21 protein-coding genes and 1 pseudogene are annotated in these 21,596 nt (G+C 65.8%); 9 read left to right on the plus strand and 13 right to left on the minus strand.

Annotated elements, in window-relative coordinates; translation table 11 throughout:
- Positions 1-2: 2 nt before the first annotated feature.
- The 3 genes from ACJH6J_RS28035 to ACJH6J_RS28045 all read right to left on the minus strand — a co-directional run bounded on the left by ACJH6J_RS28035 (position 3) and on the right by ACJH6J_RS28045 (position 2,490).
- Complete coding sequence (locus ACJH6J_RS28035; RefSeq protein WP_406804866.1) at positions 3-239, minus strand: hypothetical protein; 237 nt, start codon at positions 237-239, stop codon at positions 3-5.
- 111 nt (positions 240-350) lie between these two features.
- A complete protein-coding gene (locus tag ACJH6J_RS28040; RefSeq protein ID WP_133427392.1) occupies positions 351-1,469 on the minus strand; it encodes a hypothetical protein in 1,119 nt (372 codons plus the stop codon).
- Positions 1,470-1,476: 7 nt separating this feature from the next.
- A complete protein-coding gene (locus ACJH6J_RS28045; RefSeq protein ID WP_133427393.1) occupies positions 1,477-2,490 on the minus strand; it encodes an NADP-dependent oxidoreductase in 1,014 nt (337 codons plus the stop codon).
- Between the two features lie 74 nt (positions 2,491-2,564).
- Here ACJH6J_RS28045 and ACJH6J_RS28050 point away from each other — a divergent pair, with 74 nt between their 5' ends.
- The gene (locus ACJH6J_RS28050; protein ID WP_061006067.1) at positions 2,565-3,239 is read left to right on the plus strand and encodes a TetR/AcrR family transcriptional regulator C-terminal domain-containing protein; all 675 of its coding nucleotides are present in this window, start codon (positions 2,565-2,567) and stop codon (positions 3,237-3,239) included.
- Between the two features lie 6 nt (positions 3,240-3,245).
- Here ACJH6J_RS28050 and ACJH6J_RS28055 read toward each other — a convergent pair whose 3' ends face one another.
- The 3 genes from ACJH6J_RS28055 to ACJH6J_RS28065 form a co-directional block, all read right to left on the minus strand.
- Positions 3,246-3,650 carry a nuclear transport factor 2 family protein gene (locus ACJH6J_RS28055; protein WP_061006066.1) on the minus strand — a complete coding sequence of 135 codons (405 nt, stop codon included), beginning with the start codon at positions 3,648-3,650 and terminating at the stop codon, positions 3,246-3,248.
- 144 nt (positions 3,651-3,794) lie between these two features.
- Positions 3,795-5,228, minus strand: a complete 1,434-nt coding sequence (locus ACJH6J_RS28060) for a glyceraldehyde-3-phosphate dehydrogenase (RefSeq protein WP_061006101.1) — start codon at positions 5,226-5,228, stop codon at positions 3,795-3,797.
- 142 nt (positions 5,229-5,370) lie between these two features.
- On the minus strand, positions 5,371-6,576 hold the full coding sequence (locus tag ACJH6J_RS28065; protein ID WP_133427394.1) for an MFS transporter: 1,206 nt from the start codon (positions 6,574-6,576) through the stop codon (positions 5,371-5,373).
- A gap of 95 nt (positions 6,577-6,671) precedes the next feature.
- On the opposite strand from ACJH6J_RS28065, the gene ACJH6J_RS28070 reads away from it, so the two are divergent.
- A complete protein-coding gene (locus ACJH6J_RS28070) occupies positions 6,672-8,528 on the plus strand; it encodes an HNH endonuclease signature motif containing protein (RefSeq protein ID WP_133427395.1) in 1,857 nt (618 codons plus the stop codon).
- Positions 8,529-8,537: 9 nt separating this feature from the next.
- On the opposite strand, the gene ACJH6J_RS28075 is transcribed toward ACJH6J_RS28070, so the two are convergent.
- Both ACJH6J_RS28075 and ACJH6J_RS28080 read right to left on the minus strand, forming a co-directional pair.
- Positions 8,538-8,930: a hypothetical protein gene (locus ACJH6J_RS28075; protein WP_237162973.1), complete on the minus strand. Its 393-nt coding sequence runs from the start codon at positions 8,928-8,930 to the stop codon at positions 8,538-8,540.
- Positions 8,931-9,011: 81 nt separating this feature from the next.
- On the minus strand, positions 9,012-9,791 hold the full coding sequence (locus tag ACJH6J_RS28080) for a DKNYY domain-containing protein (protein ID WP_133427396.1): 780 nt from the start codon (positions 9,789-9,791) through the stop codon (positions 9,012-9,014).
- A 175-nt stretch (positions 9,792-9,966) separates the two neighbouring features.
- On the opposite strand from ACJH6J_RS28080, the gene ACJH6J_RS28085 reads away from it, so the two are divergent.
- Positions 9,967-11,343 (plus strand): L-serine ammonia-lyase, encoded by a 1,377-nt coding sequence (locus ACJH6J_RS28085; protein ID WP_406804867.1) that lies wholly within the window; start codon positions 9,967-9,969, stop codon positions 11,341-11,343.
- Between the two features lie 7 nt (positions 11,344-11,350).
- Positions 11,351-12,349, plus strand: coding sequence for a Gfo/Idh/MocA family protein (locus ACJH6J_RS28090; protein WP_133427398.1), 999 nt, complete (start codon positions 11,351-11,353; stop codon positions 12,347-12,349).
- Here ACJH6J_RS28090 and ACJH6J_RS28095 read toward each other — a convergent pair.
- A complete protein-coding gene (locus ACJH6J_RS28095; protein WP_064858237.1) occupies positions 12,297-12,980 on the minus strand; it encodes a VC0807 family protein in 684 nt (227 codons plus the stop codon). The two genes, ACJH6J_RS28090 and ACJH6J_RS28095, sit on opposite strands and share 53 nt — an antisense overlap.
- A 233-nt stretch (positions 12,981-13,213) precedes the next feature.
- On the opposite strand from ACJH6J_RS28095, the gene ACJH6J_RS28100 reads away from it, so the two are divergent.
- The 3 genes and pseudogenes from ACJH6J_RS28100 to ACJH6J_RS28110 all read left to right on the plus strand — a co-directional run.
- Positions 13,214-13,705 (plus strand): universal stress protein, encoded by a 492-nt coding sequence (locus ACJH6J_RS28100; RefSeq protein ID WP_061007371.1) that lies wholly within the window; start codon positions 13,214-13,216, stop codon positions 13,703-13,705.
- A 10-nt stretch (positions 13,706-13,715) separates the two neighbouring features.
- Positions 13,716-14,279, plus strand: coding sequence for a hypothetical protein (locus tag ACJH6J_RS28105; protein WP_061007381.1), 564 nt, complete (start codon positions 13,716-13,718; stop codon positions 14,277-14,279).
- A 41-nt stretch (positions 14,280-14,320) separates the two neighbouring features.
- Positions 14,321-14,485 (plus strand): annotated as a pseudogene (locus ACJH6J_RS28110) (DUF1330 domain-containing protein); the annotation flags it as partial.
- 32 nt (positions 14,486-14,517) lie between these two features.
- Here ACJH6J_RS28110 and ACJH6J_RS28115 read toward each other — a convergent pair.
- Both ACJH6J_RS28115 and ACJH6J_RS28120 read right to left on the minus strand, forming a co-directional pair.
- Entirely contained in the window at positions 14,518-15,018 is a 501-nt protein-coding gene (locus ACJH6J_RS28115) for a hypothetical protein (protein ID WP_406804868.1), read from the minus strand.
- 174 nt (positions 15,019-15,192) lie between these two features.
- Positions 15,193-15,792: a TetR/AcrR family transcriptional regulator gene (locus ACJH6J_RS28120; protein ID WP_406785136.1), complete on the minus strand. Its 600-nt coding sequence runs from the start codon at positions 15,790-15,792 to the stop codon at positions 15,193-15,195.
- A gap of 120 nt (positions 15,793-15,912) precedes the next feature.
- Between ACJH6J_RS28120 and ACJH6J_RS28125 the strand changes: the two genes are divergently transcribed.
- Positions 15,913-17,514 (plus strand): FAD-binding protein, encoded by a 1,602-nt coding sequence (locus tag ACJH6J_RS28125; protein WP_406785137.1) that lies wholly within the window; start codon positions 15,913-15,915, stop codon positions 17,512-17,514.
- Here ACJH6J_RS28125 and ACJH6J_RS28130 read toward each other — a convergent pair.
- A complete protein-coding gene (locus tag ACJH6J_RS28130; RefSeq protein ID WP_406785138.1) occupies positions 17,501-20,377 on the minus strand; it encodes an RND family transporter in 2,877 nt (958 codons plus the stop codon). The two genes, ACJH6J_RS28125 and ACJH6J_RS28130, sit on opposite strands and share 14 nt — an antisense overlap.
- Positions 20,374-20,805 carry an MmpS family transport accessory protein gene (locus ACJH6J_RS28135; protein WP_234785345.1) on the minus strand — a complete coding sequence of 144 codons (432 nt, stop codon included), beginning with the start codon at positions 20,803-20,805 and terminating at the stop codon, positions 20,374-20,376. Before ACJH6J_RS28135 ends, ACJH6J_RS28130 begins: the two co-directional genes overlap by 4 nt.
- Positions 20,806-21,030: 225 nt before the next feature.
- Here ACJH6J_RS28135 and ACJH6J_RS28140 point away from each other — a divergent pair, with 225 nt between their 5' ends.
- On the plus strand, positions 21,031-21,537 hold the full coding sequence (locus tag ACJH6J_RS28140; protein ID WP_406785139.1) for a TetR/AcrR family transcriptional regulator: 507 nt from the start codon (positions 21,031-21,033) through the stop codon (positions 21,535-21,537).
- The last annotated feature ends 59 nt before the right edge of the window (positions 21,538-21,596 follow it).

Below are 21,596 nucleotides of genomic sequence, written 5' to 3' on the forward strand. Positions count from 1 at the left end.
TACTATTCCCAACTCGTGACCGGTAGACCGGCCGGATCACAGAAACCTGAGGGTGCATGAAACCCGGGACGGTTCATGACGATGTTGGGGGTGTCGTCGTGCAACCGCTTGGGGACAGTGCGCGGCTGGTACGTCGACTCCTGCAGTGTCCGGCCGGCAATGCTGGCCGACGGCACCGGTGGGAACGGCAAGACGCCACCGTTCGGCAGCACCGGAGCCACCACACTAGTGTCAGACAACTCGACCCCTCTTTCTGCTGATGCTGCAAGAGACTGTTCCCGAATCCGGGGTCTACTGTGCCGTACGGCACTTACGGTCGCGTCAGCGGGGGAGATGTTTGCCGTGCCGGGTCAGCCCTGATGGCCGTCCAGGAATCCGGTGAGTCCCGACGGGGTGTGCGGACCGATGGCGATCTGTTCGACGACGCCGATCCCGGTGCGCTCACCCATGGTCGCCTTCACGACGTTCTGCAGGTGCAACGATGTGAAGTCCGTCGGATCGAAATCGTCCAAACGGATTGACTCCCGGCCGATTTCGTACTGGCCGTGATTCGACCCGTGCCCCCAGTGCGGGTGCCAGTAGCCGATGCCGCGCATCCGGAACGTGTAGAGCTTCTCCAGTTCGATGTGGGTCTCACCCTCGATGGGGTCGGTGAACCACAGATGGGCCCGCCGGATTTCGCGCCGCCCCGGTTCCCAGTCGAGTTCGTAGCCGACGTTGTAGCACTCGCGTACTCCCACCCGGCTGCACGGTGACGCACCGTCCGGCAGCGGGTCCAGGATCGCGGCGGTTTCCAGCCACCGGCGCCCGTCCTCGTGCTCGTGGAACGCGTAGTGGGTGAATCGGTCGCCGAAATGCAATGGTGCCCACAGCCAGAAGACCTGGAAGGGCATGGGCTGGCGCAACACGGCGAGTTGCTCGCCGACCGGCCGGATGCCCCAGGACCGATCCCGGGTCCCCGGCACGTCGCCCGCCTTGACCGCAAGGTCTTCGCCGTCGACGCTGATCGTCCCTTCCCACGTCCCCCATTGCGTCAGCCTGGTGTGGTCCGTCAGCACGATGCCTTCGGCGGTGCGGCGCTGCTGACGCGGCTCCTCCACGGCCACGGTGGTGGCCCGGAAGGTCAGGTCGCAGGAGATGTTCTGTTCGTTCGCCTCGACGACGTAGCGGATGGTCCGCAGCGGTTCGATGACCTCGATACGGAAAGGGCCGATGGTCGCCGACCGGTCCAGGGGCATGGCTCCTGACGCGAAGACCGAATGCTCGACACCATCTTTCACCACGCTGAACGCCGCGTCGATGATGCCGCGGACGGGGTAGTGCCCCGTGGCCGCACCGAAGTAGAAGTCGCCGTCGCGCTGGTGGCCGTTGAACCAGTAGCGGTCGTAGTGATTGGGGTCGCCGCTGGCCGGCACGCCTACCGGGTCGGCGGACGCGTGGATCGGATAGTCGTCGAACGGAGTCAGCACGGTCGCGTCACCGCGCCGGTTCGTTGATCTTGACCAGCATCTTGCCGATGTTCGCTCCGGTGAACAGCCCGTTGAGCGCGTCGATGCTGGATTCCAGTCCGTCGTACACGGTTTCGCGATGCACCAGCAGGCCCTGCTGCTCCCAGCCGCTCAGCGCGGCGAACGCCTCATCGAAGCGTGACCACTCCTCGAGTGCGATGAAGCCCTGCATCGTCGACGCCGTGGCGAGCAGGTTCACGTAGTTGGACGGGCCGGGGTGGTCGCCGTTGAGGTACGTGGTGATGATGCCGCACATGACCACGCGGGCCCGATGGGCGAGGTTGCCGAGCGCGGCGTTGAGGATGTCACCACCGACGTTGTCGAAGTAGACGTTGATGCCGCCCGGACACGCCGCCTTCAAGGCGGCCGGGAAGTCGTCGGCCTTGTAGTCGACGCAGGCGTCGAAGCCGAACTCCTCGACCACGACGCGGCACTTCTCCGGACCGCCCGCGATGCCGACGACGCGCGCGCCGGCGATCTTGGCGATCTGCCCGGCCACCGATCCGGTGGCGCCCGCCGCGGCCGAGACGACGACCGTCTCACCGGGTTGGGGCTTTCCGACGCCCGTCATGCCGAAGTAGGCGGTCGCTCCGGTGGGGCCGTAGATGGACATCACCGCGAGGGGGTCGGTGTACCCGACGACCGGCGTGCTGAACAGGTCGTCGCGGATTATCGCGTAGTCCTGCAGCCCGGTCAGCGTCGTGACCAGATCGCCGACTTTATAGGCGTCGCAACGTGATTCGACCACCTCGCCGATACCGGCCACGCGCACCACCTCGCCGAGCTGGAGTGGCGGGAGGTAACCGGGTTCGCCGTCGAGCCAGGTGCGGGCGGCGGCGTCGATGCCGACGTACGTCGTCCGCAGCAGCGCTTCCCCCTCGCCGGGGGCCGGCGCGGGCTCCGGCACCATCTCGGTGTCGTCGGGGGAGACCAGACCGTTGGGGCGGCGCCGCAGCAGGATCTGACGGTTCTCTCGGTTCATCGTGTCGTTTCTGTGGAGGATCGGCGAGTTTTCACATTGATTATTAAAAGTCCTCTCGGTTATCGTCAACCCCGATGGCCGTGAACAACTCAGCGCGCCGGCGGGGACGACCGCCGCGCATAGACGAGAGCGCCATTGCCGCAGCGGTTTTGGAGATCGGCACCGAGAACGCCACGATGCGCCGCGTTGCCGAACACCTCGGTGTCAGCCTGCCGGGGCTCTACCACCACGTGAAGAACCAGCACGACCTACTGCGCCTGGCGACCGTCAGCGCCCTGACGAATTCACCGCCGCCGCGCTACACCGGCGAGCACTGGGCCACCTGGCTCCGCGACTACGCGACGTACATCCGGACGGTGCTGGCCGCCGAACCCGCGTTGGTGGAGAAGTTCGTCAGTGGTGCGGTCGGTCACGATGTCGAGATGGAGTACACCGCCGATGCGGTCGAAGCTCTTGCCGCACAAGGTTTGTCGCCGAGCGATGCCCTTGCGGTGTGGGCGTCGGTGAGCACCATGGCGGTCGGCAGCGTCACCGAGGCCCATCGCGAATATCTGTACTCCGAAAGCGGGCAGCCGTGGCTGGCCCGGATCCTCGCGCTCACCGCCAAGCGTGCGCCGTCGGAGTTTCCGACGTTGCGTGCCATCGCGAAATCGGGCGACGATCCGTTCGGCGACGAGGCATTCCAGCATCGAATCACCTTGTTGCTGGTCGGCATCGCGGCCCATTATGGGCTGTCGCCGGAGCCCTGATCCCGGTCAGGTCGCGCGCTGACCCTTCGACCACGCCCAGGATGCGATCCGCCAGCTGATGCCCTCCCGGCGCATCGCGACGGTGAAGACCGCTCCGGTCTGGGTGATCCGAGTTCCCTTGAGATCGAACGTCATTGTCGCGGGCAGCACGACGTACGCTGCGTCGTCGTTGATGTCGTTGTGCAGCGGATCGCCCACCGCCACATGATAATTCGAGGCTCCGAGGTGCTCGCTCTCGGCCATCACGTCGCGGTACCAGTCCGCTACGGCCGTTGGCCCCAGCCACTGGTGCGGTGCCATCCCGTCCAAGATCGAACCGTTGACAGAGAACATGGCCGACATGCCGTCTGCGTCACCGGCGTTGAATGCGTCAACGTAGGACTGGATGGCATCTAGCGGCGTCGCACTCATTGCGTCTGATCCAAACGTCGGCGTTCCGTGGCAATGCGTCACATTAGCATCGCCCAATCCACCCGGTGGCGAAACGAATCCGGCCTGCCCGGGCGCCGTAGCGGCACCCAGACAGGCCGGATCGTCGTCAGCTTTGCGGCTTGGTCAGCTCCGCGGGTACGTCGGGTACTCGATGCCCGACAGGAACTGCACGACGCGAACAACCTGGCACGAGTAGCCGAATTCGTTGTCGTACCAGCAGTACAGGATCGCCTGATCGCCGTCGACGATGGCGGCGTTGGCGTCGATGATCGACGCCGCACGCGAACCGATGAAGTCGCTCGACACGGCGTCGGTCGCCGCGGTGTAGTCGAGGTTGCGGCTCAGCGGACCCGACAGCGACGTCTCACGCAGGTGCGTGAGCACCTCATCCTTCGTCGTCTCCTTCTTGAGCTGCAGGCTCAGGATGGCGATCGACACGTCGGGGGTGGGGACGCGGATCGAGTTACCCGTGATCTTGGCCTTGAGCTCCGGCAGCGCCTTGGCGACGGCCGAGGCGGCACCGGTCTCGGTGATGGTCAGGTTCAGCGGCGCGGAACGGCCACGACGGTCGGCCTTGTGGTAGTTGTCCAGCAGATTCTGGTCGTTGGTGAACGAGTGGACCGTCTCGACGTGACCACGGATGATGCCGAACTTCTCGTCCATCGCCTTGAGCGGCGGCACGATCGCGTTGGTGGTGCACGACGCACACGAGAAGATCTGCTGGTTGACGTCCTGGCCCAGGTGGTTGACGCCGTGCACGATGTTCGGCACATCGCCCTTGCCCGGTGCGGTGAGGACGACCTTCGAGATGCCCGGACGCAGGTGCTGCTCGAGGCCGGCGCGGTCGCGCCACTTGCCGGTGTTGTCAATCAGGATGGCGTCGCTGATGCCGTACTGGGTGTAGTCGACCTCGGACGGGTCATTCGCGTAGATGAACTTGATGACGTTGCCATTGGCGATGAGGAGGTTGTTCTCCTTGTCGACCTTGATGGTGCCGTTGAAGTGTCCGTGCACCGAGTCGCGCCGCAGCAGCGAAGCGCGCTTCTTCAGGTCATCGGCGCCGCCGCTGCGGACCACGACGGCGCGGAGGTTCAGGCCGTTGCCGCCGCCGGCCTTCTCGACGAGCAGTCGCGCCACGAGGCGACCGATCCGGCCGAAGCCGTACAGGACCACGTCGCGCGGGCCCTGCGGCTCGGCCTTGTTGTCACCGGTGACGTCGGACAGCGCGTCGGCGACGAAGTCGGCGACCGAGAGGCCACGCTCATCGGCGCGGTAGGCGTGTACCAGCAGGCCGAGATCGATCTTGGCCGGACCCAGGTCCAGGTTCGCCAGCGCCTCCAGGAACGGGAAGGTCTCGACCACCGACAGCTCTTCGCCGGCGATCTGCCGAGCGAAACGGTGGGTGCGCAGGATGCTGATCACCGACTTGTTCACCAGCGACCGGCTGTGCAGCAGGACGGTGACGCCGCGCGTGCGGTGCAAGGTGCCGACGATCGGAATCATCGCCTCCGCCAGGGCTTCCTGGGTGTTCCAATTGGCAAGTTCTGGTGTATTCAACTCATCTGTCCTACGGGTCGCTTGGCCGATCGCGCTGAGCAGCGCATTCATGTTAGCGATCGGCATTTCCGGTTCTGCAGGTCGTCCCGCTGGCAGGGCACGTAGGGGTTGACAGCAGCCCCAACAGGCGCTCACCCAGCGGTTACGGCAGCGTCGCGGGCTGGATCCGACGCAGGATCGGCACCAAGCCCGCAAGTGCGACGACGTTCGCCACCACGATCAGCGCGATCGTGTAGGTGGGGGAGATGTCGTAGACCGCACCGAGCAGCCCACCGGCGATGAGCAACGCGATACCGCGCAACAAGGCGAGCCAGCCGAACGCCACAGCCCGGGTGTGCACCGGGACCAGCTCGGTGACGACTGACTTCACGGTGGAGTCGAGGACTCCGTTGACGATGCCCCACACCGCAACGCCGATCCATACGAGGGTCCGGTCGCCGGTGAAGGCAATCGCGGACAACGCGGCGGCAATGGGCACCGCGACCAGAGTGACGGGCCCGCGCTTGTCGTAAACCCGACCCATCACGAGGCCGGCCGCACCGTCGACCGCCATCGCAACCGCGAAGAGGACGGGGACCTGAGCGTCAGACAGCAGCCCGGTGCGTTGGGCGTGGAATGCGAGCAACGGGAACGAGGCGACGCCGCACGACAGCACCCCGATCGTGATGACGTAGTGCCAGAACCGAGCGGGCAACCGCTTCGGTACCGCAGGGCTACCGGCGTCGGGTTCGGTTGCTTCCCGAATGGCCTCCTCTTCGTAGCTCCGCGGATCGGGAACGCGAAAGCGGAGCCAACCCAGCAGGATCAGGACGAGTACGCCCGGAACAATCAGTACTCCGAACGCCATCCGGTAGTCGCCGGCGTGAGCGCTCAACACCGCGGCCAGCAGCAGCGGCCCGGCGATGGCGCCGGTCTGGTCGAGGGCCTGGTGTACGCCGAAGGCGCTGCCGCGACCCGTGCTCGTCGACGCGTGCGACAGCAATGTGTCCTTGGCCGGCGAGCGGACCGCCTTGCCCAGGCGCTCGGCGCCATACAGCAGCAGCGCCGGTACGAGCGATCCTGTGACGCCGATCAACGGGACGCTCAGCACCGTCAGTGCGTAGCCGGTGATCGTCCAGGTCCAGTAGTGCTGGGTCCGGGCCACGGCATAGCCGGCGACAACCCGCAGCCCGTATCCGATGAATTCGCCTGCGCCGGCGACCAATCCGACGACGGCGGCGGACGCCCCGAGGGTGGCCAGATAGGGGCCGATGATGCTGCGTGCGCCTTCGTACACCATGTCGGCAAGCAGGCTCACCACGCCGAAGACGAGGACAAAGTGCCAGGGCTTGAGTGGTCGGCCGGTCACGCACCGATTGTGCACGGGACCCAGGCGGAAGTGTCACCGATGTCTTGAGACATAACACGTGACAACGTGTCAGATCTGGCGGTATACTCGAACACATGTTCGAACATTCTGGTATCGGGGCCGGCGGTGTGCCGGTCCACGATGCCGGCGTGGTCGACTTGATGATCCACTTCGCGCGGGTGGAAAACCAGTGCGCTGCGGGCCGGCTGACAGCCGTCGCCGACCTGGCGATGCTGCGGGTCGATGATCAGGATGGCCGGCAGTGGTGGGCCTGCGATGGCTGGGACGCCGCGGTCGCCGAAGTCGGGGCGGCGCTGGGGATCGGGAAACGCGAAGCCTCGGGGCAGTTGTCGATCGCCGTGGCGTTGCGCTTCCGGCTACCTCGGGTGGCGGCGGTGTTCGCCGACGGTGGAGTCTCCGCGCGGACGGTCGGGGCGATCTGCTGGCGTACTCGTCTGGTCGAGGACCCCAACACGCTGGCGGTGATCGACGCCGCGCTCGCGGGAGCACTGTCGGAGTGGGCGGGGTTGTCGCGCAAGAAGATCGAGAAGAAGATCGACGGCTGGGTACAGAAGTTCGACCCAGCCGCGGTGTTGAAGGTCCGCTCGGCGGCGCGCCGCCGTGGGGTCGGGGTCGGCAAGCCCGATGACGAGACCGGGGTGGCCTCGATCTGGGGTGCACTCCTGGCCACCGATGCCGAACTGCTGGATCGGGTGCTCACGGAGATGGCCCGGCAGGTTTGCGACCAGGATCCGCGTACGTTCGGGCAGCGCCGCGCTGACGCCTTGGGGGTGCTGGCGGCCCGTGGGGATCGGTTGGCCTGCCAGTGCGGCAATCCCGACTGCCCGGCGGCTGGGCCTGATGCCCGGGCGACGGCGGTGATGATTCATGTCCTCACCAAGGGGCTACCGGCGCCGGTGGCTGACCCGCTGCTCAGCGGGGACCCGGCCGCGCCGCTGGTGCCCACGCCAGAACCGCCTGCGGCTGAGCCGGCCGTCGCGCGCGAGGCTGTGGCCGAGCCGGACGTCGCACCTGAACCCGAGCTGGCGAACGACCCGGCGCCGGCGCCGACACCCATGCCGATGTCCGACCCGGCGGCTGCGACCGATGCGGCGTCCACCGACACCCCGGCGCCTCCGGCAGTCGAACCGGCCGGCGACCCTGCGTCAGATCCGGCCCCAGTTCCGTCATCTGCGTCTGCGCCCGTTCGGGTTCCGGCGCCGGTGCGCACACCGGTCGGTTATGTCCTCGGCGGCGGTGTGGTGCCCCCGACAGTGTTGGCGGACCTTGTAGCTCGTGGTGCGAAGGTCCGCACCGTCGCCTCCGCCACTGATTTGGATGAGGTGCCGCGGTACCGGCCGTCGGCCGCGATGGATGAGTTCGTGCGGATGCGGGCGATGACGTGCATGTTCCCGGGCTGCGATCACCCGGCCACCGCCTCCGATATCGACCACACGGTGCCCTGGCCGGCCGGGCCCACCCATCCGGGCAACCTGAACCCCAAGTGCCGCAAACACCACTTACTGAAAACGTTCTACGGCGGCCCGGACGGGTGGCAGGACCGTCAACAACCCGACGGGACCATCGTGTGGACCGCACCGACGGGCCACACCTACATCAGCGTGCCCGAAAGCCGAATCCTGTTCCCCCGCACCATCACCGACACGCCGCTGCCGAATCCGCCACCAGAGACCGTTGGTCTGGACACCGCCACGGCTCCCGGCCGGAGCATCATGATGCCCATCCGCCGCCGCACCCGCGCGCAAGGCCAGGCCCAGCAGATCGCCTACGAACGCGCCCTGAACCAAGCCGACATCGACGCACAAGAGGCCGCCCGGGAAGCGTTCGCCCGCCAACGTAAAGAACGAGAAGAACGGGAAGCCGCAGAGGCCGCCGAGGCCGCAGCCACTGCCGAATCGGCAGAGCAACAAGACATCCCGCCACTGCGGTGAATCAGATGGCTAGTGTGCGTGGTCGAACAGAACCAACGTGTCGGCCAGGTTGCCGTCCACGAAGTAGGCGCGGCAGGTGAAGGGGTCATGAATCGTGCCGCCGGCTTCGGCCTTGGCGTCGATCGTCCCCGACACGTTCCACACCGTAATGCGGCTGCGGTCAACGCCTTTCAGTGGCTCGTCCATCATCAGCGGGAACATGTCCTGTCCATCCGTCTCCAGCGTGCCGGCAACCGACCGAACGCCGGGAAGTTGGGCTGAATCGGGCGATGCCAATTGCTTGCGCACGTCGGCCTGGCATCTGTCGCGGGCGACGTCTTGCGCAGCACGCGGCTCCGGACCCATGAGGCCGAAACCGCGGGTTTTCACGCCGATCACCGCGAGGACCGCCAGCGTCAGCACACACACACACACACACACACACACACACTGCCGCGATGATGAGGAGCCGGCGCGGACGACGACGCTCTCCGTGGTCAGCTGTCATGGCCCGAACGTAACCTGCGTCGCGTCGCACCCGGTCACAGGCTTGCCGGATGGGAAGTCATGCGGGTCGACGTTCGGGATGACGGTGTCCCAGCGGTACGCGTGTTGCGCATCGGCGGCGCACCCTTCGTTGGCGGTGTCGTACAGCACCCGGAACGTATGTGGGTCGGCGCCCACGATAGCCCGGTCCTGGTAGTAGGCACGCTGATCATCGACGGCGTAATTGAACACACTGTCGTTGAGGCGACGGAAGGTGGCCGCGTTCGCTCCGGGGATCGCCTCGCAGCGGTAGTAGGCGGTGTGAATGTCCTTGGCATAGTCCAGGTTTCGGTCGTCGGGGGAGAAGCGCAGGATCTCGAAGTGCGCTGGGTCGTCCGAAATCTCGCGGTCCTTGCAATAGACACTCCGACCGTCTTTCGCCAGATCGCTGTTGATCGGCACGAAATGGTCGGGGTCGTTACTGAGGGGCAGAGTGCCGGCCCAGATGTGGTTGCGGTCCTTGGCCCAGCCGTAATTCAGCCAGTCGAATGTGGCGGCATCGGCACCTGGGATCTGAGCCCCGCGGTAGTAGGCGTGCGACTTGTCCCGTGCGTAGCCGTTCGAGAGTTTGTGGAAGGACTCGGCGTCAGCATCTGCCACCACCGGGGGTGACGAGTCGATGCCGGCGGTCCAATAGACCTTGCCGTCCTCGACGTAGTACCCGCCGACGACCTTGGGACTGCACGCACCGACGAGTGCGGACGCGGCGATGCACAGCACGGCAGCCAACCGACGCATGTCGACCCCTTTCGATGGCCCGTCCGCAGTCTCTCGAGCAGAGCGGTTCGCCCGGCCGTGATGACGCTACTCGCGGTGTACCGCGCGGCGATGACGATCAATGTCGGCGACCGAGTCTCGGTGTTGGCGCTTCTGCGTACGCTGGCGAACAGTTCCCGCTCAATCTGGAGTTGTCATGACGATCAGCGTGTTCGATCTGTTTTCCATCGGGATCGGGCCGTCGAGTTCACACACCGTCGGGCCGATGCGAGCCGCCGGCATGTTCGTCGACGAACTCAACGCGCGCAATGTGGTCGACCGGGTCGTCGATGTCCACGTCGACCTGTACGGGTCGCTGGCTGCCACGGGCGGCGGCCACGGCACCATGCCGGCGATTCTGCTCGGTCTGGAGTGCTACCGGCCTGACACCATCGAGACCGATGAGATGGAACGGCGGCTGGCGGTCATCCGGGCTGAAGGGAAGATCCGGCTCGGTGGCCGAATCGTGCTTGCCCTCACCGAATCCGATATCGCTCTGCACCCGACGCAGCAACTCGACCGTCACCCCAACGCGATGACGGTCACGGCGACCTCTGCGGACGGCGGGGTGCTGTACCGAGAAACGTACTTCTCGGTCGGCGGTGGCTTTGTCCTCACCGAGGAGGCCATGGCCGCCTCACCCGAAAGCACCAGCGAGACCGCCGCTTTCACGTCGGCAGCCGAACTGCTGGCCCTCACCGACCGTGAGCGCATCTCCATCAGTGATGCGATGATGGCGCAGGAGTCCGCGACTCGCACCGAGGCAGAGGTGCGCGAGCGTCTGCTGCACATCCGTGACGTGATGGTCGCCTGCGCGACCAACGGGATGTCGCGCGACGGCTACCTGCCCGGCAACCTGCGGGTCCGTCGCCGGGCCAAGGACTGGTTCGTGCGGCTCAATGCCGAAGACCCGCAGCGGGATCCGGCGTTCGCCGAGGATTGGGTGAATCTGGTGGCGCTGGCGGTCAACGAGGAGAACGCCTCGGGCGGACGCGTCGTCACGGCTCCGACGAACGGCGCCGCGGGCATCATTCCGGCCGTGCTGCACTATGCCTTGCACTACACGGCGGCGGGTAAGGCCGACCCCGATGACGCGACGGTTCGATTCCTGCTGACCGCCGGAGCCATCGGGTCGCTGTACAAGGAACGCGCATCCATCTCGGGCGCTGAGGTCGGTTGTCAGGGCGAGGTCGGATCCGCGGCCTCCATGGCGGCGGGCGGCCTCGCGGAAATTCTCGGTGGCACAACGCAACAGGTCGAGAACGCTGCCGAGATCGCCATGGAACACAGCTTGGGGCTGACGTGTGATCCGATTGGCGGCCTTGTCCAGATCCCCTGTATCGAACGCAACGCCATCTCCGCGGGCAAGGCCATCAACGCCGCACGCATGGCGCTGCGAGGTGACGGCACCCATCGGGTCAGCCTCGACCAGGTCATCGAAACCATGCGCGCCACGGGCATGGACATGAGCTCCAAGTACAAAGAAACCTCGACTGGCGGCCTCGCAGTGACCGTCAATGTCGTCGAATGCTGAGCCGTTGATGAGCGAGACAGTCGCGCCGGTACGAATCGGCATCCTCGGCGCAGCCCGGATCGCGCCGTTGGCGCTCATCAAACCGGCCAAGGGCCGCGGCGACGTCGTCGTGGCCGCGGTCGCAGCCCGCGAGGAAGAGCGGGCCGCCGCATTCGCCACCCGCCATGGCATCGGTACGGCGTACAGCGCCTACGAGGACCTGATCGCGGATCCCGAGCTGGACGCGGTGTACATCCCACTGCCGAACGGGCTGCACGGCAGGTGGATTCGGGCTGCCCTCGAGGCAGGTAAACATGTGCTCTGCGAAAAGCCGTTCACCGCCAACGCCGCTGAGGCGGCCGACATCGCCCAACGCGCGGCCACTTCCGACCGTGTGGTGATGGAGGCGTTCCACTACCGCTACCACCCGCTGGCGCTGCGCGTCGAGGAGACCATCGCCTCAGGCGAATTGGGGAAGCTGCAGCACGTCGAGACGGCGATGTGCTTCCCGCTGCCCAAATTCTCCGACATCCGGTACAACTACGCGCTGGCGGGCGGCGCGACGATGGACGCCGGCTGCTACGCCATCCACATGGCGCGCATCTTCGGCGGTGGCACTCCCGAGGTCGTATCGGCGCAGGCGAAACTCCGGGACCGGCAGGTCGACCGTGCGATGACCGCCGAATTGCGTTACCCCGCAGGGCATACCGGACGGATACGTTGCAGCATGTGGTCGACGAGTCTCCTCGAGATGAGCGCTCGGGTCGTCGGGGACCACGGCGAGTTGCGGGTGTTCAATCCCGTGCTGCCCCAGCTGTACCACCGCCTGACGGTCCGCACCGTGAAAGGCAAACGGGTGGAACGGTTTCCGCGGCGCGCATCCTATGACTATCAGCTGGACGCCTTCGCCGGTGCGGTCTTGCGTGGTGAACCTGTCAAGACGTCTCCGCAGGACGCGGTCGAGAACATGACCGTCATCGATGCCGTGTACCGGGCCGCCGGACTTCCGGTGCGAGAGCCTGCTTGAAGCGGCGGACCATGAGGGCCACCACGGCGCCGATGGCCAGGACGACGACCGAACCGACGGCGTTGACCAGGCCGTTGGCGACGTCGAACGGGAACGTGAAGATGATGCCGAGCAGGACGGCCACCTGAATCAGCAGGCCGACGCCGACGACGGCGCTCAGTCGGACGTGCAACGCCAATAACGCGGTGGTCGGAGTGTGCTCGGTGGTGGCCGGCATGAATCGGGCCGCGACGAACTGCGTCATGGGCTTGCCGAGCAGGCAGCTGGCGAGGAACACCGCCGCCGCCACACCGCCGACGAGCGTCTGCCCAGCCAGCACGAGCCGGGGATCGGTCGTCACCAGGGCGACGGCCAGGGTGAGCCCGAACATCAGCATGAGGTACCCGGAGTAGGGATCGAGCCGACGAACCCGCACGAGCCCGTACGCGACCGGGACACCGGCGACGACCGTCGCGGCCAGGAGCGCGAAGTACTCGGAATGCCCGGTGGCGCGGAGGCCGTAGAAGGCGACCAGCGGCGTGCCGATCTCGAGGACGGTCCGGACGATCGCGCGGCGTTTGGCGGCGGATCGGGCGGCATCCGGGCGGTCGACCGGCTCCGGTTCGATGGTGTCGATCGACATGGCGGTCATGGAGATGTCCTTCCCGGACGAGTCGGTGGCGTCGCCGTGCAGCGATGCCTACAGCGTCTCGCTCGGGCGGTCCCGGGTCTGTCGGGCGACCGGTTGATGAGGGGGAGGAAACCGATGTCCACCGATCGGCGGAGCCGCTGAAGGCGCGTACCTCCGAGCCACGCCAAAAGTCCACGTCAACCGGATTGTCCGCGCTAATGTCGTCTCGACGTCACTGCCGTAAGGAGACAGCCATGGGTAGCTATCGGACGGTCCTGGTCGGAACTGACGGCTCAGACTCATCGATGAAGGCAGTCGAGCACGCGGCTACGTTCGCCGCTCAGCAGGGCGCGAAGCTGGTGATCGCGACGGCCCATTTCCACGAAGTCGAAAAGGGCAGCTGGGCACGAGCGGCCGCACCGGAAAAGGCCAGTGATCGTCGCGCCGAGGACGTACTCGGTCGTGACGCCGGCTACCGGGTGCACGGCGACGCGCACGTGTACGAGATTCTGCGCGACGCAGGCGAACTCGCGCGTGGCGCGGGCGCCCAGGACGTGGAAGAGCGGTCGGTCATCGGCGCACCCGTCGAAGCGCTGACCACGCTGGCGCGCGACGTCGCCGCCGACCTGATCGTCGTCGGCGATGTCGGCCTGAACACGACCGCAGGACGCCTGTTGGGCTCGGTTCCCGCCGACGTTGCGCGCAAGGCCAAGATCGACATCTTGATCGTGCACACCGTCGACTGACCTTGTGCCGATGTCGACCCACGACTTTGCCACCTACGAGGAATTCGGCCGAAAGTTCTTCGAGGTCGCTGTCACCGCCGATCGCGTTGCCGATGGCTTCGGCACGATGGCCGGCGACACCTTTGAGCTCGGGCCCTTTCCGGCCGGTCCTGCCGGGATCGCGCGGGTGACGGCACGGGTCAGCATCGAGCAGCCACAGGTGACACGCAGGGACGGCGACATGATCGCTTTCGACGTTCGCATTCCCCTCGACATCGATCTGCTCATCGACCTGCGCGTGGACCGGTCCCGGTTCGAGGTGACGGGCGAGATCGCATTGATCGCCACGGCTCGCGCTGCCGAGCCGCTGCTGCTGATCATCGACATCCCGAAGCCGGAGCGCAAAGACATCACCGTGAACGTGACGTCGCAGACACTGCGCGGTGAGCTGCTGCGGATCGTGGCCGACGTCGACTCGGAGATCAAGCGCGTCATCGCCAAACAGGTCGGCCGCCGGATCGAGGCGCCCGAGGCGCAGCAGGCGAAGGTCGTCGACATCGGTAAGCGCATTGCCAGTGCGTGGACCGGAGTCTGACGGTGCCGGCGGGGTAGCGTGCCCGCATGACGGTGTATGCCATCGAAGGGGACTGGGACCGCGAGAAGGTGGTCCTGATGTCGTTCCCCGACGAGCAGTCGTTCGGGGACTGGGCGAATTCGCCTGAGTATCAGGAAATCTCGGTTGACCGCCGGGCCGGGTCGGATGCCGTCGTCGTGCTCGTCAAGGGAATCGGCGCGCCGTAGCTGCGGCATACCGAACAATCCGCGGTGAGCGATCAGACCGGCGCGATGTAATTGCTGCTGTAGAACTCATCCGGAATCTGTGAATGCGCAGACGGTAGGTCCACGGCCAGCCACATGCCGCTGGTGCCGGCTGGTATGGGCGCCTGCAGCGTGATGCTGCCGCTGCCGAAGGCGTCGGTGACGAGCGTTCCCGTGGTGATGCCGCGGTCACCGGACAGGCAGCCCAGCACGGCGTGGGGTGCCGGGATCACCCGCACCACGTACCGCGCGTCGTCGGCGCCGTTCGTCAAGTCGATATGGGCCACCGCGATGCGCCCGTCCGAGGTGATCTCGGCGAAGGGTTTTGCGCTTGCGCGACCCAATTGGGTTGTCACAAGCTGAAAGTCGCACGTGTGCATGTTGGCGAGCAGGAACATTCGATGGGCCGGCGATGCCGACGCCGACGTGGCCACCATCGTCAGGGTCGCGCTCATTGCTGCCGAGATGGCCACGGCTCGCGTGATTGCGGCCCGCGCGGTCGCTGCTGTGTTCACTGTGAACCTTCTTGCTCGTGCGTGAAATAGATTGGTGCACTACGTGTTCAACAGCCTATGAAGGTCAGTGGTCAGCCCGGATCGTGCTCTGGTTGGAGATCGGGCGAAGACTTCCTACTCCCGGGGTAGGTATCGATCGCCACCCACGGCACGATGCCGGCGCTTGCGGCGTGACTAGCGCGCCGGGGCAACACCGTTCAGGACGAAGTCGATCACGTCGCCGGCGACGTCGCGTTGCGTCCGTTGTGAACTCAGGGCGTTGTGCAACAGCGCTGTCATCATGACCGCACCGAAAATGCTGACAGCATCGGTGTGCGGATCCGCGACGCGCTTCAAGGTGCCGTCCGCGGCGCCGGCCTCGAGCACGCGGGCAATGGGTTCGTAGAACGCATGCTGGACCGCCGAAGCGAGGTCGGGAAGTCGGATGGCGCGGCCCAGGTCGCCGACCAACGCCATGCTGGTCCCTGGCCGATCCATGGTGTGTGCGACCTGCGCGGTAATGACGGCGATGAGCCGTTCCCGCCCGCTTCCCGTGGAATCGGCGGCCGCGGCAACGTCACGCGCCAGGTCGCCCAGTGAATCCCGCAGCAGAAAGCCGAGGATGTCGTCCTTGCCGGTGAAGTAGTAGTACAGCGTGGCCTTGGGAACGCCGGACGCGGCGGCGATCTCTTCGATCTTTGTGTTTTCCAGGCCCTTGGTGGCGATCAGGTCGGCCGCGGCATAGAGCTTGCTCGCCACCGCCGCGGGCACCGCGCGTCCCGTCTGTTCAACCACGAGTCGAAGTGTACGAGGGGTCGACCAACGGAATCCGGCGACCGTGAAACCGGCATCCAAACTGATATGTTGTACTCAGAGTCTAAACCGTCAGCTCTAGATGTGTCGGAAGGGATCACCATGAGCAGCGTCACCGCAGACGTCGTTGTGGTCGGCTACGGAGCCGCTGGGGTGTGCGCTGCGCTCGAAGCGCGTGCGCAGGGAGCCGACGTCCTCGCCATCGATCGCTTCAACGGCGGCGGCGCCACGCAGGTGTCGGGCGGGATCATCTACGCCGGCGGTGGCACGTGGGTCCAGCGCCAGGCAGGCATCACCGACAGCGCCGATGCCATGTACGAATACCTGCACGCTGAGGTCGGTGACTCGGTGCGGCCGGAAACACTGCGGCGGTTCGTCGACGGCAGTCCCGCAATGATCGACTGGCTCACCGCACACGGCGTGCCGTTCGAGGCCTCGGTGTGTCCCTACAAGACGTCGTATCCCAACAACAAGTACTACCTCTACTACTCGGGCAGTGAGAACTCCGGCCACTTCCGCGCGATCACGCCGCCGGTGCAGCGCGGCCACCGGGCCAAGGGTCCGGGCGCGTCGGGTAAAAAGATCTATCAGCCGCTGGCGGCGTCAGCGCGCCGGGCGGGTGTACGCACGATGTTCCACACGCGAGCCGATTCCCTTCTGACCGATGCCGCAGGCCGGGTCGTGGGTGTCCGCACCAGCACCCTGGCGCAGGCGCCGGCGTGGGTGCAGCGACGCTACGCGACATACGCCGCGCTGTCCGTGAAGCCCGGTATCTACTACCCGCCGCTGCGCGCGGCGATGGACCGGCTGCTGGCCGCACTCGAACGCCGCTTCGCCCGAACGGTCGACATCCGTGCCCGTAAGGGTGTAATCCTCTGCGCCGGTGGATATATCGCCAATCGTGAGTTGATCCAGCAGCACGCTCCGGACTATCGCGATGGCCTGCAACTCGGCACCAGCGCGGACGACGGCAGCGGCATGCAGTTGGCTGTCGATGTCGGCGCGGCCGTGGATCGGCTGGACAACGTGTCCGCGTGGCGGTTCATCACGCCGCCCAGTGCGATGCTGGGCGGGCTTGTCGTCGACGAACGCGGGCACCGCTTCATCGACGAAACCCGTTACGGCGCAGCCATCGGCAACGCGATGGTGCAGGGCCACAACGGACGGGGCTGGATTCTGGCCGACCGGTCGCTGCTCGAGCAGGCGCGCAAACAGCTCCCGCAGCAGGCGATCTGGTTTCAGCGCCTGCAGATGGAGGCGATGCTGCGGACCGATCGCGTGGAGGCGGCCACCATCGAAGCTGTCGCCGCCAAGGCGGGCGTCGACCCGGGCGGACTGTGCCGGACAGTCGCTGAGCATAACGAGGCCGCGGCAGCGGGGCGCCCTGATCCGATGGGCAAGCCGGCCGAATATGTCCACCCCATCGAACGGGGTCCGTACTCGCTGATCGCGATCTCGATCAAGCGGAGCCTCATCAATCCGTGCCCGATGTTCACCCTCGGCGGCCTCATCGTCGACGAAGACACCGGTGCCGTGAAAACCGTTGAGGGACAACCGATCGACGGCCTCTTCGCGGCGGGACGCACAGCTGTCGGCATCTGTGCCAACTCCTACGTGAGCGGGCTGTCGCTCGCCGACTGTGTGTACTCCGGACGGCGTGCCGCGCAGCACGCCGTCCAGTGCGGTTCGGTCAGCGCTCGCTGAGCGACAGGTCGTCGTCGTCGAACTTCCGCGGCGACGGCCACTCGGCGGGCACCGGACGCTGGCGCACGATCTGCGGCCACCAGAACCACTTGCCCAGCAGTGCGGCGATCGACGGTGTCATGAACGATCGCACCACCAACGTGTCGAACAGCAGGCCCAGGCCGATGGTCGTACCGATCTGCCCCAGGCCCACGAGGGGGCTGAAGATGAACGCCGCCATGGTCGCCGAGAACACCAGACCGGCTGCGGTGACGACGCTGCCGGTGCCGCCCATCGACCGGATGATTCCGGTGTTGAGTCCTGCATGCATCTCTTCTTTGAACCGGGACACCAGCAGCAGGTTGTAGTCCGCGCCGACGGCCAACAACAGGATGATCGCGAGCGGCACCACGACCCAGTACAGATGAATGCCGAAGATGTACTGCCACACCAGAACCGACAATCCGATCGATGCGCCCAGCGACAGCACGACGGTGCCGACGATGACGGCCGCGGCCACGATGCTGCGGGTCACGATCACCATGATCAGCAGGATGAGCGCGACTGCCGCCAGCGCGGAGATCAACAGGTCGTACTTGGTGCCCTCTTGGATGTCCTTGTTGGTGGAGCCGATACCGGCGATGTAGATCTTGGCGTCCGACATGGGTGTCGCCTTGAGGGCATCGAACACCGCGTCCTTGATCGCGTTGATGTGCGGGATGGCCTCGGGGTTGGCGGGATTGCCCTGGTGCGTCACGATCATTCGCGCCGCCTTGCCGTCGGGCGACAGGAACAGCTTGAGCCCGCGTTTGAAGTCGGCGTTGTCGAAGGCCTCGGGCGGCAGGTAGAACGTGTCGTCGTTCTTGGCGTCGTCGAAGGCCTTGCCCATGGCAGTGGCGTTCTTCAGGGCTTCATCGCTCTGGGCGTTGGTGCCACCGGTGGTCGCGTAATTCGACAGCGTCAGTTCGCGATTGCGCTCCTGGATGGCGATCTGTGGTGGGATCAGCGCCACCAGCTGCGGCTGCAGGGCGTCCAACTTGTCGAGGCTGGCCGTGATGTTGCCGAACTTGTCAGAGAGATCGGCGATGCCGTCCAGCGAGTCGAACACGGACCGCAGTGCCGCGCACATCGGGATGTCGAAGCAGTGCGGTTCCCAGTAGAAGTAGTTGCGCAACGGACGGAACTGGTCGTCGAAATCGGCGAGTTTGTTCCGCAGATCATTGACCGTTGTGACGGTGTCGTGGAACGCCTCGACCTGGTCGTGCGTCGCCTCGGCGCTCTGCTTCTGCAACGACAGCTGTTGCTTGAGCACGCTGATGGTGTTGTCGATCTCGCCCGCCTGCTTGAGCAGATCGTTGGCCCGGTCCTTCTGGTAGCCCAGGTTCATGATCTGGCTGGCACTCGAGGCGCTGATCTGGAACGGGATGGAGCTGTGGGTGATCGGCGTACCCAGCGGCCGCGTAATCGATTGCACCAGAGCGATTCCCGGTGTGTGGAGCACGGCCTTGGCGGCGCGCTCGAGGATCAGCATGTCCGCCGGGTTGCGCATGTCGTGATCGGCTTCGATCATCACCAGCTCGGGGTTGATGCGTGCCTCGGTGAAGTGCCGTTCGGCGGCTTCCATGCCGACGACACCGGGTGCGCTGGCAGGGATGTATGGACGGCTGTCGTAGCTCACCTCGAAGCCGGGCAGCGCGAACACACCGATGAGCGCGATCGCGCCGGTCACCACCAGGATCGGGCCGGGCCAGCGCACGATGGCGGTGCCGATGCGGCGCCAGCCCCGTGCCCGTTGGGCGACCTTGGGTTCCAGTAGCCCGAACCGGGTGGCGATCAACAACACCGCCGGCCCCAACGTCAGCGCAGCGGCCAACGTCACGAGCACGCCGAGGGCGGCGGGAATGCCGAGGGTCTGGAAGTAGGGGAGTCGCGTGAACTGCATGCACGCCACGGCGCCGGCGATGGTCAGTCCGGAGCCGACCATCACATGGACCGTGCCATGCCACATGTCGTGGTAGGCCGAGATTCGGTCCATGCCCTTGCCGCGCGCCTCCTGGTAGCGGCCGACGACGAAGATCGCGTAGTCGGTACCGGCGGCGATGGCGAGGAGGGTCAGCAGGTTTGTCGCGTAGGTGGACAGACCGATGACGCCGGCGTGCGCGAGGACCGCCACGACGCCACGGGCCGCCGCGAGTTCGATGGCGACGGTCAGCAGGACGATGAGCATCGACACCAGTGAGCGGTAGACGAACAGCAGCATGATGCCGATGACCAGGAAGGTGACGCCGGTGACCTCGTTGGTGCCCGCGCTGCCGACTTCGAAGTTGTCGGTCACCAGCGGGGAAGCACCGGTGATGTACGCACGAATACCGGGTGGCGGCGGATCGTCGGCGACGATCTTGCGGACGGCGTCGACGGAGATGTTCGACATCGCTTCGCCCTGGTTACCGCGCAGATACAGCTGCGTCAGTGCCGCCTTGCCGTCCTTGCTCTGGGAACCGCCGGCGGTGAGCGGGTCACCCCAGAAGTCCTGGACGTGCTCGACGTGCTCTTTGTCGGCCTGGAGGCGCTTGACCAAGCCGTCGTAGTAGTTGTGGGCTTCCGGACCGAGCGGCTTGTCGCCCTCGATCACGAGCATTGCCGCACTGTCGGAATCGAATTCGTGGAAGACCTCGCCGATGTGCCGCATCGCGAGAATGCCGGGCGCATCGGGTGCGTTCTGCCCGACCGAGCGCTCCCAGCCGACCACTTCGAGCTGCGGCGAGATGGTATTGGAAACGCCGGCGATGGCGATCCAGATCAGCAGGATCGGCAGTGCGAACTTGCGGATGAGCCGTGCCGGCAGGGCACCCTCGACGGCGGCGTCGCTGCGATGCTCGCTCATGCCGTCTTGTCCAAGCAGGCGATGTAACCGTTCACGTGGTTCGTGGACCTTTCGTCCTTGACGATGCCGTTGACGGTGATGCGACAGCCGATGGTGCTGCCATCACCCTGCGCGCGGAGGTCGGCGTACATCGTCGGATCGTCGGTGGTCAGGGCCTGCGACCACGGCAGGGTGACGTTCTCGACGCGCTGCGGCTGTGCATTGATGTCCAGAAAATTGATCGTGGCTGTGGATCCTGGTGAACCGAACACTTCGAACAACACCCGTTTCGGGTTGTAGCCGGTGTTCTCCAGGGCTTCTGATCCGGGCCGCGATATCTCGTTGTCGGAACCGAAGATGCCCCGCAATCGGTCGACACTGAACGCGACCAGAGCGATCACCACGATCACCACGATGGCGATCCACTGCCGGCGCGCCAACTTGCTCACCGAAAACTTGCTCAAGCCACAGCCTTTCGACGCCCCCGTTGACGAGCAGCCGCAGCAACCTCGTCAAATCGTCCCGTAAAGCAGAACGGTACGGTACCGTACGTGCGATCGCAACCGGATTGACATATGAGCAAAAGCCTGCGCACATTGCCGCAACGAAGTGCAACGCCACGGTGTATCTCTGGTATTCCATCTTGGGTGAGTGCGGCAGAAAGGGGCACGGCGATGTCAGAGGACATGCCCGCGAGCTCCGGCTGCCCATGGAGTGAGCGGGAAGCCGAACTTCTGGCCATCACACTCGAACTGTTACGGGAGCACGGCTACGACCGGTTGAGTGTGGAAGCCGTGGCGACCAAGGCCAAAGCGAGCAAGGCGACGATGTACCGGCGCTGGCCGTCGAAGGCGGACCTGGTGCAGGCTGCGTTCATCGAGGGCACCCGGCAATCCGCCGTGCCACCCCGCACCGGCTCGCTGCGCGGCGACCTGCTGGAGATCGGACGGGCCACCTGCGAACAGGCGCGCGAACACACGCCGACCATGCGGGCGGTGCTGAACGAGATGTCGCACAGCCCGGGTCTGCAGGCGGTGATGCAGGAGAAGTTCGTCCTGCAGCGCAAGTTGGTGCTGGACGGAGTGCTCGCCGACGCCGTCGAACGCGGCGAGATCGACGCGGCGGCGATCAATGAGGAGATATTCGATCTGCTGCCGGGTTATCTGGCTCTTCACAGATGAGGGTGTAGAGGTGGTTGGCGCGTCGTTGCCGGGATAGAGGTCGAGGTCTCTCGAAAATG

The organism is Mycobacterium sp. SMC-18, assembly GCF_045310895.1.
Taxonomy (GTDB): Bacteria; Actinomycetota; Actinomycetes; order Mycobacteriales; family Mycobacteriaceae; genus Mycobacterium.

Excerpts from the sequence above, each read along its gene's own strand:
- ACJH6J_RS28140 (WP_406785139.1), top strand. The coding sequence starts at position 21,031 with ATGTCAGAGGACATGCCCGCGAGCTCCGGCTGCCCATGGAGTGAGCGG.
- ACJH6J_RS28055 (WP_061006066.1), bottom strand. The coding sequence starts at position 3,650 with ATGAGTGCGACGCCGCTAGATGCCATCCAGTCCTACGTTGACGCATTC.
- ACJH6J_RS28080 (WP_133427396.1), bottom strand. The coding sequence starts at position 9,791 with ATGCGTCGGTTGGCTGCCGTGCTGTGCATCGCCGCGTCCGCACTCGTC.
- ACJH6J_RS28105 (WP_061007381.1), top strand. The coding sequence starts at position 13,716 with ATGTCGACCCACGACTTTGCCACCTACGAGGAATTCGGCCGAAAGTTC.
- ACJH6J_RS28130 (WP_406785138.1), bottom strand. The coding sequence starts at position 20,377 with ATGAGCGAGCATCGCAGCGACGCCGCCGTCGAGGGTGCCCTGCCGGCA.
- ACJH6J_RS28085 (WP_406804867.1), top strand. The coding sequence starts at position 9,967 with ATGACGATCAGCGTGTTCGATCTGTTTTCCATCGGGATCGGGCCGTCG.
- ACJH6J_RS28045 (WP_133427393.1), bottom strand. The coding sequence starts at position 2,490 with ATGAACCGAGAGAACCGTCAGATCCTGCTGCGGCGCCGCCCCAACGGT.
- ACJH6J_RS28095 (WP_064858237.1), bottom strand. The coding sequence starts at position 12,980 with ATGACCGCCATGTCGATCGACACCATCGAACCGGAGCCGGTCGACCGC.
- ACJH6J_RS28125 (WP_406785137.1), top strand. The coding sequence starts at position 15,913 with ATGAGCAGCGTCACCGCAGACGTCGTTGTGGTCGGCTACGGAGCCGCT.
- ACJH6J_RS28100 (WP_061007371.1), top strand. The coding sequence starts at position 13,214 with ATGGGTAGCTATCGGACGGTCCTGGTCGGAACTGACGGCTCAGACTCA.
- ACJH6J_RS28050 (WP_061006067.1), top strand. The coding sequence starts at position 2,565 with ATGGCCGTGAACAACTCAGCGCGCCGGCGGGGACGACCGCCGCGCATA.
- ACJH6J_RS28070 (WP_133427395.1), top strand. The coding sequence starts at position 6,672 with ATGTTCGAACATTCTGGTATCGGGGCCGGCGGTGTGCCGGTCCACGAT.
- ACJH6J_RS28090 (WP_133427398.1), top strand. The coding sequence starts at position 11,351 with ATGAGCGAGACAGTCGCGCCGGTACGAATCGGCATCCTCGGCGCAGCC.